This window comes from Micromonospora sp. S-DT3-3-22 (assembly GCF_015354745.1).
Taxonomy (GTDB): domain Bacteria; phylum Actinomycetota; class Actinomycetes; order Mycobacteriales; family Micromonosporaceae; genus Micromonospora; species Micromonospora wenchangensis.
Map to the genome: position 1 here is coordinate 73,583 of NZ_JACGMO010000004.1, position 13,759 is coordinate 87,341.

A 13,759-nucleotide genomic window follows, 5' to 3' on the forward strand; every position below is an offset into this window, starting at 1 on the left:
GCCCCGGACCGCCGGCGCGACGTCTGGTCGGGCGGGGGTCCCGGATCTCAGTAGCCGCGGTCGCGGTCGAACTCGCCGAGCAGGGGTTCGCCGGCGTGCCAGCGGCGCAGGTTCTCGCAGAACTGCTCGACCACCCGTTCGGCGCGGCGCGGCGATCCGCCGGCGATGTGCGGGGTGACCACCACGTTGGGCAGTCGCCACAGCGGGTCGTCGGGGGCGAGGGGCTCCCTGGTCACCACGTCCAGCCCGGCCCCGCCGAGGCGTCCGCCGGTGAGCGCGGCGCGCAGGGCCGATTCGTCGACCAGTTCGCCCCGGCTGACGTTGACCAGGATCGCGCCGGGTTTCAGCGTGGCGATCCGGCTGGCGTCCAGCAGGTGGCGGGTGGCCGGGGTGAGCGGCACGGTGAGCACCACCACGTCGGCGGTAGGCAGCACCTCGTCCAGTCGGTCCGGGGTGACCAGCAGGTCCACGTCGGGGCCGGGCTCGACGGACTCCGGCTCGACCGCGACGATCCGCGCGAACTCGAAGCCCCGGGCCCGGCGGGCCACCGCCCGGCCGGCCCCGCCGAGGCCGACCACCAGCATGGTCCGGTCGGTGAACTCCCACTGGGTGGCCCGCACCGCGATGCGGTACGCGTCGGTCCAGTCGGGCGCGCGCAGCACCGTCGCCACGCCCCGGGTGAGGGCGAGCAGCAGCGCGAACGCGTGCTCGGCCAGGTGCGCGCCGACGATCCCGCCCTTGGCCGAGACGAGGCGGACGTCCCGGCCGGCGAGGTGGGCGGCGATCCGGTCCACGCCGGCGCCGACCGACTGCACCCAGCGCAGGTTCGGCGCGGCGTCGAGGGCGGCCGGCTGGATGTCACCGAAGAGGACGGCCGCGTCGGGGGCGTGCCGCAGCACGGTGGCGGGGTCCCGGGCGACCACCACCTGCTCGGGTGCGGCGGCGGCGCGGATCGCCTCGACCTGCGCCTCGGTCAGCGGGGCGATCAGCGCGTGCGCGGCGGCCAGGACGGTGCCGCTCGACCCGCTCACGTGTCGCCCGGCCCGGCCCCGGGGCCGCCCGGCCGGGGCGGGACACCGCCGGCGTCCAGGTAGCGGTCGCGGAGCCGGGTGACCTCGTCGTAGCCGATGAGCCGGGTGAACTCGCGCAGCGGTACGCCCCGGGCGGCGACCACGCCGGGCTCCGGGCCGAGCAGGTCGGTGTACGCCGCGGTGAGCGCGCGGGCGGTGGCGAGCAGGCCCTGGAGCCCGTAGATGACCACGGCGATGCCGAGTTCCCGGGCGATGCCGGGGGTGAGTTCGCGTTCCAGCCAACTGCCGGGGGCGACCGCGGCGGCCAGTGGCCGGCCGCAGGCGTCCCGGGTGGCCTGCCACGCCTCGAACGGGAACGTCTCGTCGTGGCGCATCGGGAAGACCACGTCCGCCCCGGCCGCCGCGTACGCCTCGGCGCGCCGCAGCACCTCGTCGACGGTGTCGGCGTTGGTCCGAGCGACCACGGCGGCCCGGTCCCGGGCGTCGACGCACGCGCGGACCTTCGCCGCCGCCTCGGCCCGGGGCACCAGGCTCACTCCGGCCTGTTCGCTCAGCGGCCCCGGCTTGGGGGAGATCTGGTCCTCCAGCATCAGCGCCGCCGCGCCGGCCTGCTCGAAGTCCCGGGCGGCGTGGTACGCGTTGACCGCGTTGCCCCAGCCGGTGTCCAGGTCCGCGATGACCGGCAGGCCGCCGGCCCGGGCGGCGACGCCGACCGCGCGGGTCATGTCGGCGCGGGTGTAGAGGTCGGCGTCGGGCAGGCCGAGCGAGGCGGCCACGGCGAAACCGGAGACGAAGAGGCAGCGGAAACCGGCTGTGGCGGCCAGGGTGGCGCTGAGCCCGTCCCAGACGCCGGCAGCGTAGACGGGCGGTTCGGCGGCGAGGACGTCGGCGAAGCCGACCGGGGCGTGCACCGGCATCGGATCACACCTCCGGCAGGTCGACGACCACGTCGACCAGGACGGGACGACCCTCGCGGACGCCCTTGACCGCCTCGGTGAGGGTGGATGCCAGGGCGTCGCGGTCGGTCACGGTGAACGCCTCGACGCCCTGGGCGCGGGCCATCCCGGCGTGGTCGACGTCCGGTCCGGTCAGGTCCATGCCGTGCCGGGCCCGGTCCAGGTCGCCGCCGCGCGTCTGCACCACCCGACGTTGGTGCAGCCAGTCCGCGCCGTAGCTGCGGTTGTTGACCACCACGGCCAGCAGCGGGAGCCGGTGGTGGGCGGCGGTCCAGAGCGCCTGCGGGGTGTAGAGCAGGTCGCCGTCGGGTTGCAGGTCGACCACCACGGTGTCGTCGTCGCGGTGGTGCAGGGCCGCGCCGATCGAACCGCCGATGCCGAAGCCGAGGCCACCGGCGCCGGAGCCGCCCAGGTGGCAGTTGTAGTCGACCAGGTCCCAGGTGCGCCGGGGCCAGCCCCGGAACATGGTGAAGCCGATCTGCCAGGGGCCGTCGCGTACCGCGTCGTAGGTGGCGGCCGCGAGGACGCCCTCGGTGATCCCGCCGTGCGGCGACTCGGGCGGCGGACCCTGCGCGGCGCGCAGCGCGGCGGTGTGGCCGGTCAGCCACTCGCGTCGGGCGGCGACGGCGTCGGCGCGGCGGGCGACCCGCTCGGCGACCAGGTCGGCGAGGACGGGCAGGGCGACGGCGGTGTCGGCGACCAGGTACTCGTCGGCCCGGATCGGCGGTTCCAGGTCGAGGAAGCCGTTGTGTTTCAGGTCGTTGAGGGTGATCACGGCGAGCTTCGTGCCGGGCCGGGTGAGCATCCGGTAACCGCGCCGGTCGTTGTCCACCTGGGACGTGGCCCAGCGGACGTCCCGGCAGTCCAGCGCCAGGACGAGGTCGGCGTCGGCGAGCCGGCCGGCCCGGTCGGCGGTGCAGTCGGCCCAGTGCCCGGTGGGGAAGTTGTGCCGGCTACCGAGGTCCACCACGGGCACGGCGAGGGTCTCGGCGAGCCGGCGCAGCGCGTCGAAGCCGGCCCGGCTCCGGCCGACGAAGTCGGCGAGGACGACCGGGGAGTCGGCGGCGACGAGCAGGTCGGCGACGGCCTCGAGGCGATCCAGCGGGGCGGTCGGCGGGGCGAGCGGGGCCGGCCCCCAGTCGCCGAGGTCGACCGCGGGCGCGGGCGACTCCTGCATCAGCGCGTCGAGGGCCACGTAGGTGGGGCCGGGCGGTTGGGCCACGGCGAGCTGGTGGGCGCGGAGCATCAGGTCGGGCAGGGCGGCGACGGACGTGGGTTCGGTGTCCCACTTGACCACGTCCCGGACGGCCTGGCCCTGCTGGTTCGCGGTGTGCACCCAGTCGATCCACGGTCGGCGGCGGGCCTGGTCGGACGGGCCGGAGCCGCCGAGCAGGAGCACCGGCGCGTGGTCGGCGTACGCGTTGAAGGTCGCCATCACGGCCTGCTGGAGGCCGACCAGGTTGTGCACGGCGGCGGCCATCACCTCGCCGGAGGCCTTGGCGTAGCCGTGGGCGACGGCCACGGCTACGCCCTCGTGCAGCGCCGAGATCACCTCGGGGCTTCCGCTGGTGGTGAGGGAGTCGTGCAGGCCCCGGAACGAGGCACCGGGGTTGGCTGCCACGTACCGGATGCCGAGGCGCTGGAGCAGCGCCACCATCACGTCGCTTCCGTATGTCAGATCCATGTGTCACGTCCTGTGTCGGTCGGCCTGTCCCGCCCCCGTCGGCTGCGCTACTTTATGAAACACCGTTTCATCAACCGGAACAAGAGGGGTGCGTGTCATGCATCGACCTGGTCAGGCCGTGGATCTGCACAGTCACTGGTGGCCCCGGGAGTTCGCGTCGGCCGTCCGGGCCGGCCGGCGCTGGCACGCCTGGGACGCCGACCTCACCGCCGCCACCCCTCGGATCGTGGCCGGGGACCGGGACGCCCCGGCCCCGGTCGACCTGTACTCGACCGACCTGGCCGCCCGTCGGGAACGCCGGGCCGCCGAGGGCATCGTCCGCGAGGCGGCGATGGTCCCGGTCTTCCTCTGGGGGTACGACCTTCCGGCTGCCGAGGCCGAGGCGTACTGCCGAGACGTCAACGCGGACCTGGCCGACGCACAGGCCGCCTCCGACGGCACCTTCACCGGCCTCGGACTGCTGCCGCTCCAGGACCACGACGCGTCGCTGCGGGTGCTCGACCACGCAGTGAAGGACCTCGGCCTGTATGCGTTCAGCATCGGCACCAACGTCGAGGACGCCAATCTGGACGACCCGAAGGTGGTCGCCATCCTCGACCATGTGCTCGCCGCCGGGGCGGCGATCGTCATCCACGCCAACTGGTACACCCGTGCCGGGCGTGAGCGCACCTGCCGGCACATGTTCGACAACTCGGTGGGTGTGCCTCTCGAGTCCGGGCTGGCGTTGGCGTCACTGATCTACTCGGGCCTGCTGGATCGGCACCCGGGCGCCCGGATCTGCTGCTCGCACGGGGGTGGCTGGCTGCCGTACGGCATCGGCCGGCTCAACCTGCGCTACCTGCAGGGGCGCGACAGTGGCCTGCTGGCCGAGGCTCCGGACCGGTACCTGCGCCGGTTCCACTACGACTGCCTGGTGCACGACGAGCGTGCCCTGCAACTGCTTGTCGAGCGGGTCGGCTCGGACCGGGTGGTGATCGGCACCGACCACCCGTACGGCGGGGACATTCCCGAGGTCGGCGCGGTGCGCTGGGTCGCCGATCAGCCGTTCCTGACCAGCCGGGAGAAGGACATGGTGGTCCGGGAGAACGCGGCTCTCTTCCTCGACGGCGCCCGGCGGGCGGTCGGCGGCGCCGGCTGACGTCCCGTCGCGCCCGACGGCGGATTCGCTGGTCACGGCGTCCGTCCGGCCCTTGACACGGTTCGACGGGCCCCCCTACGTTTCGTGGAACGCCGTTTCGCTGAGTGGAAGGAATGTGATGGCCACGCTTCGAGGGTTCGGCAATCCCCTGTCCCCGTCGGGTCGGGCGGCGCTCGTCGACGACCCCCCGCACCACATCAGCGCCGACGCCATCCAGGTGATCTACCGGGTCGACCCGGACAAGGCCCGCGCCTACCTGCCCGACGGCCTCGACCTGCACCCGGAGGCCCTGGCCTACGCCTACGTCGCCGATATGGTCAAGGTCAGCGACAGCCACCCCGACCAGGCCTGGACCGAACCGCAGTGGTCGCAGTACCAGGAGGGCATCCTCGGCCTCTACTGCACCTACCAGGGCCAGCCCGGCCGGTTCAGCGCCTACATCTACGTCAGCGAGGACTGGTCGGTGGTCTTCGGCCACTTCATGGGCTTCGCCAAGAAGCAGGGCGTCATCCACAAGACCAAGATCCAACCGGCCAACCCGGCGATCGGGCCGATCGGCCCCGGCAGCCGGATGCGGGGGACCGTGGACCGGTTCGGCCGGCGGATCTTCAACGTGGACATCCAGCTCACCGAGAAGATCGACGACGACGCGGTGCCCTCGCACGGGCACCGCGTCTACACCTACCGGCACATCCCCTCGCCCAGCCCGCAGGTGCCCGACCAGCGGCAGCTCTTCGCCCTCGACCTGGACCGGGCCACCACCATCGACGCCTGGAAGGGCACCGGCGGCGTGGAGATCTTCACCGACGTGATCAACGAGGACCTCGACGGCTTCCAGCCACTGGAGATCGTCGAGGCGTACAGCTTCCAGCGCGGCTGGACCACCAAGGCCGGCGCCACCCTGCTGCGAGAGGACCACTGATGACCGACTGGGCCGCGATCCAGGTCGCCAAGGCCGCCGACAACATCGTGAACACCTCCCTGGCCGTGCGGCCCGGGGAACTCGTCGCCGTCGCCGCCGACCACAACTCCGACCACGCGGTCGTCGACGCGCTCCTCGCGGCGGTCGCCGCCGCCGGCGCCGAGGGCACCCTGCTGGTCCAGCCCGCCCGCGCCCGGGCCGGCGAACCGGCGAACCGGATCGTCGCCGCCGCACTGGCCGGCGCGGACGTGATCATCTCGCCGACCTCGACCGCGCTGAGCTTCACCCCCGAACTCAAGCAGGCACTCAACCGGGGCGCCCGGGCGATCGTGATGACCGGGGTGACCCGGGCCGAGCTGACCGGCGGCGCGGGCATCGCCGACTACGAGGAGGTCCACCGGATCACCAAACCGCTGGCCGACGCGATCACCGCCGGCTCCCGGATCCGGGTCACCTCGCAGCAGGGCTCCGACCTCACGGCCAGCCTGGAGGGCGTCACCTGCGGAGTGGGCGCGTCCTTCGCCCGTGAGCCCGGCCAGATCTCCAGCTACCCCAGCGGCGAGGCGTGGAGCGCTCCGGCCACCGGCACCGGGCAGGGGGTCCTGGTCGCCGACGGTTCCGCGCACCAGCTCGGCAAGCTGCGCGAACCGATCCGGGTCCACTTCGACCAGGGGCGCGCGGTCCGGATCGAGGGCGGCGACCAGGCCGGCGAGCTGCGCCGCATGATCGACGGGGTGGAGAACGGCGACAACCTCGGTGAGATCTCCATCGGCACCAACCCGGCGGCCCGCTTCCTCGGCAACATCACCGAGGACAAGAAGCAGGTCGGCACCGTCCACTTCGCCCTCGGCAACAGTGTGGTCGGCGGGACGGTCAAGGCCCCGATCCACGTCGACCTGCTGCTGCTCACCCCCACCGTGGAGGTGGACGGGGAGATCCTGGTCCAGGACGGGAAGATCGTGAAGGTGGCATGACCGCCGCATCCGCCCCGGCCCCCGGAGACGCCGTCTCCGGGGTGCCGGCCATCGACACCCACACCCACTTCTGGCCCCGAGGGCTGCTCACCGCCGGGCGGGAAGGACGGGACTGGTACGGCTGGCGACCGGTCACCGAGGCCGACGGCCGGCGGGCGTTCGCGCTGGGACGTACCGTGCTGGCCTTCGCCCCGCCCGAGGTGGACCTGGCCGACCCGACGGCCCGGCTCGCCGCCCGCGCCGAGCAGCAGGGGATCGGCTTCGAGGCCGTCCAGGTGGCCGGGTTCCTGTTCAACTACCACCTGGACGCGGCCCGCGGCGCGGCCTTCTGCCGGGAACTCAACACCGAGCTGGCCGAACTGGAGGCCGCCGCCCCGGGCACCTACCGGGGGCTGGCGCAACTACCGCTCCAGGACCGCGAAGCCGCGCTGGCCGTGCTCGACCACGCCGTGACGGAGTTGGGGCTGCGGCACTTCGTGCTCACCCCGGCGGTCAACGGGCGCAACCTCGACGATCCGCAGATCCTGCCGGTGCTGGAGGCGATGGCCGAGGCCGGCGTGACCGCCAACGTCCACCCGGCGTTCTTCGACAAGCTCGGCGCCGGCGACCGGCTCGGCCGGTACTACTTCGAGAGCTCGTTCGCCGCGCCGGTCGAGGCGAGCATCGGGCTGATGACGGTGATTCATTCCGGCCTGCTGGACCGTTACCCCGACTTCCGGATGTGCTTCACCCACGGCGGCGGCATCGCGATCCACTCGCTGGGCCGGTTCGACCACCGCTGGCACATGATCTCCCCGGCGCAGCGCACGATGGCCCGACCGCCCAGTGAGTACCTCTCCGCCGGCAACCTCTTCTACGACGTGCTGGTGCACGACGAGCGCGCGCTGGAGCTGGTGATCGAGCGTGTCGGGGTGGACCAGCTCACCATCGGCACCGACCATCCGTTCGCCTGGGACCACCCCGGTGGCGCCGCGAACTGGATCCGTAGCGCCGACTTCCTGGACACCACGGCCCGGGAGAAGATCCTCTGGCGCAACGCGGCCCGCTTCTACGGCCTCGACCCCGACAGCCCGCCCGGGACGGCCGGCTCATGAGCGACTGCGACACCCTGGTCGCCGGCGCCGGAGCGGCAGGCATGGCTGCCGCGCTGGCCGCCGCCCGACCCGGCCGCACCGTCGTCCTCGCCGAGGCTCGGGAGACGTTCCGGCAGGGCAGCAACACCGCGATGAGCACCTCGATGATCCCGGCCGCCGGCAGTCGCTGGCAGCGGGCGGCCGGCGTCGAGGACTCACCCGGTCGGTTCCTCGCCGACATCCGGGCCAAGACCCACGACCGGGTCGACCCGGTCGTGGCCGCCGCGCTCACCTCGGTCGCCCCCGAGCTGGTCGACTGGCTGGCCGACGACTGCGGGGTCCCTCTCGAACTGGTCACCGACTTCCGCTACCCGGGGCACTCGGCGCTGCGCTGCCACAGTGTGCCGGACCGCTCCGGTGCGGCCCTGCACCGCGCCCTGCTCGACGCCGCCGCGGACCGGGACGACCTGCACCTGATCGTGCCGGCCACGCTGGTCGACGTGCGCACCGACGAGGGCGGCGCGGTCCGGGGCGCGGTGCTGGAACGACCCGACGGCAGCCGGGAGGAGCTGAGCTGCCCGGCGGTGGTGCTGGCCACCAACGGCTTCGCCGCCGACCCCGACCTGGTCCGTCGTCACCTGCCCGAGATCGCCCACGGCGTCTACCACGGCGGGGAGGCGTCGCGCGGGGACGCGTTGCGGCTGGCCGAACGGCTCGGCCTGGACACCGGCTACCTCGACGCCTACCAGGGGCACGGCTCGCTGGCCGTACCGGACGCCATCCTGCTCACCTGGGCGACGGTCATGCACGGCGGCTTCCTCGTCGACTCCACCGGGCGACGCTTCGGAGACGAGACGGTCGGCTATTCCGAGTACGCCGTACCGGTGCTGTCCCGTCCGGACGGCCGGGCCTGGGTGGTCTACGACGAACGCGTCCACGACGCCTGCCGGGCGTTCAAGGACTACCGGGACGTGCTGGCCGCCGGTGCGGTCCGCTGGGCCGACGACGTCGACGCGCTCGCCGCCGTGCTGGGCGCTCCGACCGACGCACTGGCGGCCACCCTGGCCGACGCCGACGCGGCCGCCTCCGGAACCGCGTCCGACGCGTTCGGTCGGAGCGCCTGGGGCGCGCCGCTGCGTCCGCCGTACGCGGCCGTCCGGGTCACCGGGGCGCTCTTCCACACCCAGGGCGGGCTGCGGGTGGACCGGCACGCCCGGGTGTTGCGCGCCGGGCAGCCGGTGCCGGGACTGTACGCGGCCGGTGGCGCGGCCGTCGGCATCTCCGGGCACGGGGCGGACGGGTATCTGGCCGGAAACGGCCTGCTCGCGGCCCTCGGCCTCGGATACCTCGCCGGCCGGCACGCCACCGCCTGATCCGGTACCGGTCCGGTCTGACCCGGGCCGGTACCGGCGGTGCCGCTAGGCCGTGTTTCGTAGCGGCCTATGGCATGGCGGTGGTCGCTAATCGAAGAGGTCTCCGGTAGTTGGTGCAGCGACCAAGCAGAACTTCACACCGGAGACCTCGTGCCGAGCGTAGCGGCAGTGAGGCGACATGACCTGGCAGACCCTGTATCGATGATTTCGGCGCTGGCAGCGTGACGGTATCTTGGCCCGGCTCCTCACCTCGTGGTGTGCAGACCGAACCGGCCGATCACGGGCTCGGCCGATCGCGGGGCGGCTGGACCACCAAGACCCATCTGGCCTGCGAACAGGGCCGCAAACTGATGGCCGTGGTGGTGACCGCCGGACGACGCGGCGACAGCCCGCGGTTCATCCCCGCGCTGGCCAAGGTGCGCGTCCCCCGCCCCGGTGGCAGCCGGCCACGGACCCGCCCCGACACCGTGCTGGCCGACAAGGCGAACACGTCCACGGCCAACCGAGCCCACCTGCGATCCCGGAGCATCCGCGTGTGCATTCCGAGCCAGACCGACCAGGACGCCCACCGCAAGGCCACAGGCTCCAAAGGCGGACGTCCGCCCGCCTTCGACCCCGAGACCTACCGCCTGCGTCACGCCGTGGAGTGCGGCATCAACCAGCTCAAACAACACCGCGCCATGGCCATCCGCTACGACTCGCCGTGCGCTACGAAGCCACCCTCACCATCGCCGCCATCAACCAATGGCTCCGCGCCCTACGAAACACGGCCTAGCGGCTGACCGGGCGGCGCAGGTATTCACCGCGCGGGGTGCCGACGACCGCGCCATCGCGGAGGATGCGATGTCCGCGCAGCCATACGTCGTCCACCCGGGCGGTCAGCTCGAACCCCTCGAACGGGGTGTACTCCTGAGTGGACTCACTGGCCTCCGCCGTCACCGTCCAGGTGCGGTCCGGGTCGACCAGGACGACATCCGCGTCGAAGCCCACCGCCAGGTCCCCCTTGCGCGGCCACAACCCGTAGCGCTTCGCCGGATTGGCGCAGACCAACTCGGCGACCCGGCCCAGCGGCAGCCCTTGCCGCCGTCCCTCGGTGATCAGGGCGGGGAGCAGGTACTCCGCCCCGCCGAACCCGGACTTCGCCACGAAGACGTCGTCCCGGTCGGCGCCGAACTTCGCCTCGTCCCGGCAGCAGGCGTGGTCGGAGACCACCCAGTCGACCTGTCCGGCGAGCACGGCCCGCCAGAGCGCCTGCCGGTCGGACTCGGCGCGTAACGGAGGGTTCACCTTGCCGCCGAGCCCGGCGGCGGTGTCGTAGGTGGCGATCAGGTGGCCGATGGTGACCTCGCGGCGGAAGTCCACGTGCGGGAAGGCGGCGGCCATCCGCAGCGCGGACTCCATCGCCTTCTCGCCGGACAGGTGCAGCAGGTTGATCGCCGGCAGGCCGGTCTCGTGGGCCAGGTAGGAGGCGATGGTGATCGCGAGCCCCTCCGAGTGCGCCGGGCGGGACGCGCTGTAGGCGGCCAATCCCTTCAGATCCCCGGCCTCCTCCACCAGTTTCGAGTAGGCCGCCATGATTTCGGCGGTCTCGCAGTGCAGCGACAGGCTGATGCCGTCCGCCAGCTCGGGCCGCTGTTCCCGGACCCGTTGAAGGCCGCGCATGACGAACTCGAAGTGCGCCAGATCGTAGCGCTCACCGGGCGGGGTCATCAGGAACGACGACTGGTCGGTGGAGCGCCCGTGCAGGCCGTGTGAACCGTAGAACATGAAGATCTTGAAAGAGCTGACCCCGAACTCGTCGACCAGCATGCCGATCTCGTCGATGTGGCCGGCCTGCATGGGGGCGAGGTGGAAGGCGTAGTCGACGTAGGCCCGCCCCTCGGCCAGGCGCAGCACCTCGGGAAAGAACTCGGCGTAGCTGCCGCCCCGGTTCAGGTAGTACTGCCCGGTGCGCATGTAGGTCAGCCCGGTGGTGACACCGCCCTGCGCCGAGGCCCGCGACTCGCTGGCGGTGTCGACGTCGAGCGGGTTGTAGATCCCCCAGTGCTGGTGTCCGTCGACCGCGCCGGGGAAGGCCAGTCGGCCGCCGGCGTCGACCACCTCCTCGGCACCGGCGGGGGAGAGGTCCGGCCCGATGGCCGCGATCCGGCCCGACCGGACCGCGATGGATGTTGGGACGGGCTCGTCCTCGCCCGGGCGCACCGCCCGCGTGTTGGCGATGAGCAGGTCATAAGCCATGGGGCCACCTCCTTGCGGTGGGCACAGGCTAAGCCCGTCGGACCGCTGAGCGCAACACCGATCCGTTGAGCGGAACAGATGGATCGGCTACCGACGCGCGCGAGCCAGCACCGCCCGGGCCGAACGGGCGACCGCCTCGTCCACCATCGTTCCGGTGCCGTCCACCGCCGCCGCCCCGCCGCCCCCGCCGGCGTACGCGGCGATGACCCGCTCGGCCTCGGCCACCTCCTCGGCGGTCGGGGTGAAGACTTCGTTGATCACCGGCACCTGAGCGGGGTGGATCGCCGTCCGTCCGGAAAAGCCGAGCCGGCGCAGGGCCTCGGTGCCGGCCCGCAGTTTGTCGGTGTCCCGGTAGTTCACGGTGGCCGGGCCGACCGGCGCGGCCAGCCCGGCGGCCGCCGAGGCGACGACCGCCTCGAACCGGGCCGGAAGCAACTCCAGCTCGTCCGGACCGGCACGCAGGCCCAGGTCGGCGGTCAGGTCCGCCTCGCCGAGTCCGAGCAGCAACACCCGGGGTGCGGCGGCGACGGCGTCGATCTGCCGGAGCCCGCGCGCCGACTCCAGTCGGGGCGAGACCGCGATGTGCCCTACCGGTAGGCCGCGCTCGCTCTCCAGGTCGGTGAGCAGGGCGTCGAGGCGACTCAGCAGGGACGGGCCGTCCACCTTCGCCACCACCAGGCCGGCGAGGCCGGGGCGGACCGCCGCCCGTAGATCCTCCTCCAGGGCGTCCGGCGAGACCCGGACCCAGGCGTCGGCGTCGCCGGTGGCGCCGGAGTCCAGCCAGTCGGCGACCACCGAACGGGCGGTCGGCCGCTGCGCTACCGGCACCGCGTCCTCCAGGTCCGCGATGATGGCGTCGGCTCCGACGCCGGCGGCCTTCTTGAGCATCCGGGGCGAGTGGCCGGGGACGTAGAGCCAGGACCGGGACACCATAACGCCTCCTCAGTTGGAACGGTGTTCCAATCTAGCGCGGTGTGCTGAGGCGCAGCGCGCGGCCTGCCGTTCGGCCCGGCCCGGCCCGTGCCAGGCAGTCACGTCGGGCTTCGGCGACCCCGGTCGGAGAAGCGCCGGGTCAACGGGGATCGCACCGATCCCGTTGTCCAGGTCCTGGTTATTTGGCATGTTCCACGCGATAGGTGGCGCGTGCCCGAGACCGGGTAGCGGTCCGCTGAGACGGAGAGATGACCGGTGACGATCTGACGGTGTTGGCGGATCGCTGCGATGGGATCGCCGGCGGCATCCCTACCGGGGGCGACGGGAATACTCACAGACCGCCCGCCGGGTGGCCGAGGAGTGTGATCGACTGGTCGCCGAGGGGTGAGCGGATCTCGCGGTGCCGGTGTTGCGCAAGGCCGTCGACCGCATCACCCGAGCCCTGACGTACCTGACTCATGGACCTGTATGCCAAGGCGTGTGCGGCGGCGTTGCCGAACCCGATCAGCCTGGCCGGTTGGCTGGTGGAGGGTGTATACGGCCTGAGGTTCCCCCGGTTTGCCGGAGGGCCACGGCCCCTACACCGAGCACGTCCCGGTCAACGGCGGCGGCTGGTACGACGCGAACACCCCGGTCCGCTCGATCCAGAAGGGCTACCTCCTCGCGGCCGAACGGGAGCTGTACGACGCCTGCTCCGTCTCCGCCGACGGCGCCGACTGGGGCGGAGCCTGGCACGGCCAAGTCCTCGCGCCCGGCCTGGCCACCCTCGGCGTACCGCCGCACGACTGGCCCGTCTCCGTGTTCACACCGCTCGTGGTCGACCGCACCGGCGGCAAGCTGTCCAAAAGCCTTTACGTCGCCAACGGCGCGTACGCCGACCTGCCCGAGCTGTTCCTCAACCTCGACGTCCTGCTGGCCGAGCACGGCGACCAAGTCCTCGACACCCTGTGGGCCGAGGTTTCCCGGTGGGCCAGCGACCCGCAGCGGCTGCACCGCTCCTACACCGTCGACTACCTCGCCGCCCTGCTCAACGAGCACCTGGCCGCCCGCCCCGCGCCCCGCGCCGCCTGATCGGAGCACCCGTGATCCACGCTGTCTACGACGTGACCAACTGCGCCAGGGCCGATGTCGACCCGGGGCAGATCATGACCGCGATGCGGGAGACGTGCCGCCTGTTGGGCAACACGGCCCGCTCCGAACTGATCGAGCCGTTCCAACCGCACGGCGCGACGTGCGTCCTGATCCTCGCCGAGTCCCACATCACCGTATCGACGTGGCCCGAGCTCGGGCTCGCCCACATCGACGTATTCACCTGCCGGGCCGACAGCGACCCAGACATGGCCGTCGCGCCGATCCTCGCGCTGCTCGGCGGCGACGTCGCCCTCAACGGTCGAGTTCCGCGTCTGCCGCTACCGGCGCGGATCGCCGCCTAGGCCG

At 72.7% G+C, this 13,759-nt stretch carries 12 protein-coding genes and 1 pseudogene; 8 read left to right on the plus strand and 5 right to left on the minus strand.

Annotated elements, in window-relative coordinates; genetic code table 11:
- Positions 1–47: 47 nt before the first annotated feature.
- Genes H1A17_RS02045 through H1A17_RS02055 form a run of 3 tightly spaced genes read right to left on the minus strand, consistent with a single transcriptional unit; the run spans position 48 to position 3,671 of the window.
- The gene (locus H1A17_RS02045) at positions 48–1,031 is read right to left on the minus strand and encodes a D-2-hydroxyacid dehydrogenase (protein ID WP_088643355.1); all 984 of its coding nucleotides are present in this window, start codon (positions 1,029–1,031) and stop codon (positions 48–50) included.
- Positions 1,028–1,948 (minus strand): isocitrate lyase/PEP mutase family protein, encoded by a 921-nt coding sequence (locus H1A17_RS02050; protein ID WP_194820875.1) that lies wholly within the window; start codon positions 1,946–1,948, stop codon positions 1,028–1,030. Before H1A17_RS02050 ends, H1A17_RS02045 begins: the two co-directional genes overlap by 4 nt.
- A 4-nt stretch (positions 1,949–1,952) precedes the next feature.
- Positions 1,953–3,671 carry a thiamine pyrophosphate-binding protein gene (locus H1A17_RS02055; protein WP_194820876.1) on the minus strand — a complete coding sequence of 573 codons (1,719 nt, stop codon included), beginning with the start codon at positions 3,669–3,671 and terminating at the stop codon, positions 1,953–1,955.
- A 97-nt stretch (positions 3,672–3,768) separates the two neighbouring features.
- On the opposite strand from H1A17_RS02055, the gene H1A17_RS02060 reads away from it, so the two are divergent.
- From H1A17_RS02060 to H1A17_RS02085, 6 genes and pseudogenes are all read left to right on the plus strand, one after another.
- Entirely contained in the window at positions 3,769–4,809 is a 1,041-nt protein-coding gene (locus tag H1A17_RS02060; protein ID WP_194820877.1) for an amidohydrolase family protein, read from the plus strand.
- A gap of 118 nt (positions 4,810–4,927) precedes the next feature.
- Positions 4,928–5,731 carry an acetoacetate decarboxylase family protein gene (locus H1A17_RS02065; RefSeq protein ID WP_194820878.1) on the plus strand — a complete coding sequence of 268 codons (804 nt, stop codon included), beginning with the start codon at positions 4,928–4,930 and terminating at the stop codon, positions 5,729–5,731.
- Positions 5,731–6,705 carry an aminopeptidase gene (locus tag H1A17_RS02070; RefSeq protein WP_088643360.1) on the plus strand — a complete coding sequence of 325 codons (975 nt, stop codon included), beginning with the start codon at positions 5,731–5,733 and terminating at the stop codon, positions 6,703–6,705. The genes H1A17_RS02065 and H1A17_RS02070 overlap by 1 nt, the downstream gene beginning before the upstream one ends.
- Entirely contained in the window at positions 6,702–7,799 is a 1,098-nt protein-coding gene (locus H1A17_RS02075) for an amidohydrolase family protein (RefSeq protein WP_145919207.1), read from the plus strand. The genes H1A17_RS02070 and H1A17_RS02075 overlap by 4 nt, the downstream gene beginning before the upstream one ends.
- A complete protein-coding gene (locus tag H1A17_RS02080) occupies positions 7,796–9,151 on the plus strand; it encodes an FAD-binding protein (protein WP_145919208.1) in 1,356 nt (451 codons plus the stop codon). Before H1A17_RS02075 ends, H1A17_RS02080 begins: the two co-directional genes overlap by 4 nt.
- 248 nt (positions 9,152–9,399) lie before the next feature.
- Positions 9,400–9,926 (plus strand): annotated as a pseudogene (locus H1A17_RS02085) (transposase); the annotation flags it as partial.
- Here H1A17_RS02085 and H1A17_RS02090 read toward each other — a convergent pair.
- Positions 9,923–11,389, minus strand: coding sequence for a dihydroorotase family protein (locus H1A17_RS02090; RefSeq protein WP_145919209.1), 1,467 nt, complete (start codon positions 11,387–11,389; stop codon positions 9,923–9,925). The pseudogene H1A17_RS02085 and the gene H1A17_RS02090 overlap by 4 nt on opposite strands.
- 87 nt (positions 11,390–11,476) lie before the next feature.
- Positions 11,477–12,322, minus strand: a complete 846-nt coding sequence (locus H1A17_RS02095; RefSeq protein ID WP_194820879.1) for a CoA ester lyase — start codon at positions 12,320–12,322, stop codon at positions 11,477–11,479.
- Positions 12,323–12,880: 558 nt separating this feature from the next.
- On the opposite strand from H1A17_RS02095, the gene H1A17_RS02100 reads away from it, so the two are divergent.
- Together H1A17_RS02100 and H1A17_RS02105 are read left to right on the plus strand one after the other, a co-directional pair.
- The gene (locus tag H1A17_RS02100; protein ID WP_228542753.1) at positions 12,881–13,393 is read left to right on the plus strand and encodes a hypothetical protein; all 513 of its coding nucleotides are present in this window, start codon (positions 12,881–12,883) and stop codon (positions 13,391–13,393) included.
- 11 nt (positions 13,394–13,404) lie between these two features.
- Positions 13,405–13,755 carry an S-adenosylmethionine decarboxylase family protein gene (locus tag H1A17_RS02105; protein WP_194820880.1) on the plus strand — a complete coding sequence of 117 codons (351 nt, stop codon included), beginning with the start codon at positions 13,405–13,407 and terminating at the stop codon, positions 13,753–13,755.
- Positions 13,756–13,759 lie beyond the last annotated feature (4 nt).

Excerpts from the sequence above, each read along its gene's own strand:
- H1A17_RS02050 (WP_194820875.1), bottom strand. The coding sequence starts at position 1,948 with ATGCCGGTGCACGCCCCGGTCGGCTTCGCCGACGTCCTCGCCGCCGAA.
- H1A17_RS02055 (WP_194820876.1), bottom strand. The coding sequence starts at position 3,671 with ATGGATCTGACATACGGAAGCGACGTGATGGTGGCGCTGCTCCAGCGC.
- H1A17_RS02060 (WP_194820877.1), top strand. The coding sequence starts at position 3,769 with ATGCATCGACCTGGTCAGGCCGTGGATCTGCACAGTCACTGGTGGCCC.
- H1A17_RS02065 (WP_194820878.1), top strand. The coding sequence starts at position 4,928 with ATGGCCACGCTTCGAGGGTTCGGCAATCCCCTGTCCCCGTCGGGTCGG.
- H1A17_RS02070 (WP_088643360.1), top strand. The coding sequence starts at position 5,731 with ATGACCGACTGGGCCGCGATCCAGGTCGCCAAGGCCGCCGACAACATC.
- H1A17_RS02075 (WP_145919207.1), top strand. The coding sequence starts at position 6,702 with ATGACCGCCGCATCCGCCCCGGCCCCCGGAGACGCCGTCTCCGGGGTG.
- H1A17_RS02080 (WP_145919208.1), top strand. The coding sequence starts at position 7,796 with ATGAGCGACTGCGACACCCTGGTCGCCGGCGCCGGAGCGGCAGGCATG.
- H1A17_RS02090 (WP_145919209.1), bottom strand. The coding sequence starts at position 11,389 with ATGGCTTATGACCTGCTCATCGCCAACACGCGGGCGGTGCGCCCGGGC.
- H1A17_RS02095 (WP_194820879.1), bottom strand. The coding sequence starts at position 12,322 with ATGGTGTCCCGGTCCTGGCTCTACGTCCCCGGCCACTCGCCCCGGATG.